Raw genomic sequence first — 3,369 nt, 5'->3', positions numbered from 1 at the left:
GTCGGCGCGTGCCTCGTGCTCGCGGGCGTGATGCATTGGGTGGCCGGCAATTTCGACTGGATCGGCATGCGTGCCGCACCTCTGGAGCGAATCATGCTTCTCGGTGCAAGCCTGGTTGTATTCGGTGCGCTATATTTCGGTATGCTCTCCGCGATGGGTTTTAAATACGCGTATTTCAGAAGGCGAACGCTGCAATGACGACGACGCGCATCCTCGACTATTTCACCTCGCTAGTGGCGGAGGACGACAGTCTGCCGCTCACCGAGGCGGCGTTGTCGCTCGCCCAGGACGCGTATCCGGATCTCGATCTGCAGGGCGTGCTGGCTGAGATCGACGAGTTGGTCCTGCGCGTGCGCCGCCGTATGCCTGAAGACGCCGACATCAAGCAAAAAGTCGGTGTGTTGAATCGTTTTTTCTTTCGCGAGCTGGGTTTCACCAGCAATCTCAACGATTACTACGACCCCGATAACAGCCACCTGAACATGGTGCTGAAGCGGCGTCGCGGGATTCCGATTTCGCTGGCCGTCGTGTATCTGGAGATGAGCGAACAGCTCGGTATTCCGGTGCGTGGCGTGTCGTTTCCCGCGCACTTCCTGCTACGCGTGACCACGCCCGACGGCGATGTGATGCTCGATCCAACCACGGGCCATTCCTTGTCCGAATCGGCGATGGTCGAGATGCTCGAGCCCTATGTGCAGCGGGTTGGCGAATCCATCGGCAGCGCGCTGCGGGTCTTGTTGCAGCCGGCTACGCGCCGGGAAATCATCGGACGAATGCTGCGTAATTTGAAGAGCATTTATCTTCAGACGGAGCGCTGGCAACGGCTGCTCGCCGTGCAGCAACGGCTGGTGATCCTGATGCCGGGGAGTATTGAAGAAGTGCGCGATCGGGGCTTTGCTTACGCACGTCTGGATTACTTGCGCCCGGCAATGGAGGATCTGCGTCGGTATCTTGATGATCGGCCTGAGGCCGAAGACGCCACCGTCGTGGAGACGGAGTTGCATGAACTGCGACAGCGCACGCAGCACAACGGCGAGTAGTTTTTTCCAGCTTGCTGAGGTAAAGACCATAAGTAAGGCCCATAAAAAACGGCGGCTCATCATTTCGATGGCCGCCGTTTTTCTTGGGCGCTTAAGCTCGTGAGCTAGCCGCTGCCAGCCCCCGCCAAGCTGAAAAATTTACTTCGGCTGCATCCGGATCGCGCCGTCCAGGCGAATCACTTCGCCGTTGAGCATGGGGTTGTCGAAGATCTGCTTGACGAGCATGGCGTATTCGTTCGGTTTGCCGAGACGCGAGGGGAATGGAACCATTGCGCCGAGCGCGTCCTGCACTTCCTTCGGCATGCCGAGCAGCATCGGCGTTTCGAAGATGCCGGGCGCAATTGTCATTACGCGAATGCCGTTGCGCGACAAATCCCGCGCGATCGGCAACGTCATGCCCACCACGCCGCCTTTCGATGCCGCATAAGCCGCCTGGCCGATCTGGCCATCGTAAGCGGCCACCGACGCCGTGCTCACGATCACGCCTCGTTCGCCCGCCGCATTCGGCTCGTTTTTCGACATGGCAGCCGCCGCCAGCCGGATCATGTTGAACGTGCCGATCAGGTTCACGCCGATAGTCTTGGCGAACAGGTCGAGCGCATGCGGGCCATCCTTGCCCACCGTCTTCGCGGCCGGCGCGATGCCCGCGCAGTTGACCAGCCCGCGCAAGCTGCCGAGTTGCGTCGCCGCTTCCACGGCGCGCTGGCCGTCTTCCTCGCGGCTCACGTCGCATTTCACGAACACACCGCCGAGTTCCTTCGCGAGCTTCTCGCCGCCGGCTTCGTTCATGTCGGCGAGCACGACCTTGCCGCCGTGGTCGCGGATTAGCTGTGCCGTGGCCGCGCCAAGCCCCGATGCGCCGCCGGTGACGAGAAAGACGTTGTCTTGGATGTCCATGCTGAGTGCTCCTTGATGAGGGTTATACGTAGAACATGTTCGTTCCGAGGATCGCTCAGGACGAAAACGAAAAACCCGCTCGGCCGATGGAGCGCGAGCGGGTTTCAGAAGGCGTGCCCCGAGCGCCCAGGTATGAGCGCCCGGTGACGATCAGGTCAATGCATCGAATACGCGCGTGCGGATTTCGTCGACGGTACCAAGCCCCGAGATCCGCCGATACTCCGGCGCTTTCAGGCCGTTGTTGTCGCCATGTTTGGACCACGTGTTGTAGTACTCGATCAGCGGCTTGGTCTGCGCAACATACACGTCGAGCCGCTTCTTCACGGTCTCTTCCTTGTCGTCGTCGCGCTGGATCAGCGGCTCGCCGGTAATGTCGTCAAGGCCTTCCACTTTCGGCGGATTGAACTTGATGTGATACGTGCGCCCCGACGCTGCATGTGAGCGCCGTCCGCTCATGCGCTCGATAATGTCCGCGAACGGCACGTCGATCTCAAGCACATAGTCGATAGCAACACCGGCTTGCTTCATGGCGTCGGCTTGCGGAAGCGTGCGCGGGAAACCATCGAATAGATAGCCGTTCGCACAGTCCGCTTCCTGCAGGCGTTCTTTCACGAGGTTGATGATGAGCGTGTCCGGCACAAGTTCGCCGGCGTCCATGAAGCGCTTGGCTTCCACGCCGAGCGGCGACCCTGCTTTCACGGCCGCGCGCAGCATGTCGCCCGTCGAGATCTGCGGGATGCCGAACTTTTCCTTGATGAAGGTGGCCTGGGTGCCCTTGCCGGCGCCGGGGGCGCCCAACAGGATCAAACGCATGGTGATATCTCCGAATCGAATAGAAACCGCTGCGCTGCGAGGCTTATCTGGCATCCGGTCGCTGTGGCACATCGCCCGGTTGAAGCCGCAAACGAGGCGCGACGAGCCGAATTCGAGAGACGGCGCGGCACCAGTCGACACGGGCGCTCAGGAGCGTTGGCGCTGACCGGAAGGCTCGCGCTACCGGCCGATTATGCCATGCATCGTCACAATCGCGGCCCGAATCCGAGGCTGGAAAGCCCGGAAAGTCGCATGCAGCGGGGGTTAACGCGAGTTGATCGAGAGAGGCATGCCGCGCTAGGAACCGTTGAAAGCGCGCCGATTTCGTGCATCACCTTCGCTATTGAAAGCGATGGACATGCCGGTGATCGGCGCGTGCCCGGAGCGGCATGACAACGGAACGGCGGGAGGCACGCTGCTGCAGCAGAAGCGCGGCTTGGGCGTGGTTCATCGGTGGAGCGTGCGTGGTTCATGCTCGTTGATCGGGCGTCGGCAGCAGCCTTGGACTTCAGCCGGAACGCGCCGTTATACCTACGCCCCAAACAGCGCGCGGACGCGGGCCAGATCATTGGGGGTATCGACACCCGGCGACGGCGCGTCGTTCGTCGTCAGCACTGCG

The 3,369-nt window shown here is 61.3% G+C and carries 3 protein-coding genes and 2 pseudogenes; 2 read left to right on the top strand and 3 right to left on the bottom strand.

From position 1 onward, the window contains the following. Together JWR14_RS06510 and JWR14_RS06505 are read left to right on the top strand one after the other, a co-directional pair. Window positions 1-198 (top strand): annotated as a pseudogene (locus JWR14_RS06510) (murein biosynthesis integral membrane protein MurJ); the annotation flags it as partial. Continuing rightward, a complete protein-coding gene (locus JWR14_RS06505) occupies window positions 195-1,040 on the top strand; it encodes a SirB1 family protein (protein ID WP_299703327.1) in 846 nt (281 codons plus the stop codon). The pseudogene JWR14_RS06510 and the gene JWR14_RS06505, both read left to right, overlap by 4 nt. Window positions 1,041-1,178: 138 nt before the next feature. Here the strand turns inward: JWR14_RS06505 and JWR14_RS06500 are convergent, their stop codons facing one another. The 3 genes and pseudogenes from JWR14_RS06500 to JWR14_RS06490 all read right to left on the bottom strand — a co-directional run. Beyond that, entirely contained in the window at window positions 1,179-1,937 is a 759-nt protein-coding gene (locus tag JWR14_RS06500; RefSeq protein ID WP_299703324.1) for a 3-hydroxyacyl-CoA dehydrogenase, read from the bottom strand. Between the two features lie 150 nt (window positions 1,938-2,087). Beyond that, window positions 2,088-2,750, bottom strand: coding sequence for an adenylate kinase (gene adk, locus JWR14_RS06495; protein WP_299703322.1), 663 nt, complete (start codon window positions 2,748-2,750; stop codon window positions 2,088-2,090). A gap of 531 nt (window positions 2,751-3,281) precedes the next feature. Continuing rightward, window positions 3,282-3,369, bottom strand: a pseudogene (locus JWR14_RS06490) (3-deoxy-manno-octulosonate cytidylyltransferase); the annotation flags it as partial.

This window comes from Caballeronia sp., assembly GCF_028292365.1.
Lineage (GTDB): Bacteria > Pseudomonadota > Gammaproteobacteria > Burkholderiales > Burkholderiaceae > Caballeronia.
The sequence above is the reverse complement of the archived record's forward strand: the minus strand, read 5'-3'. Positions and strand labels throughout refer to the sequence as shown.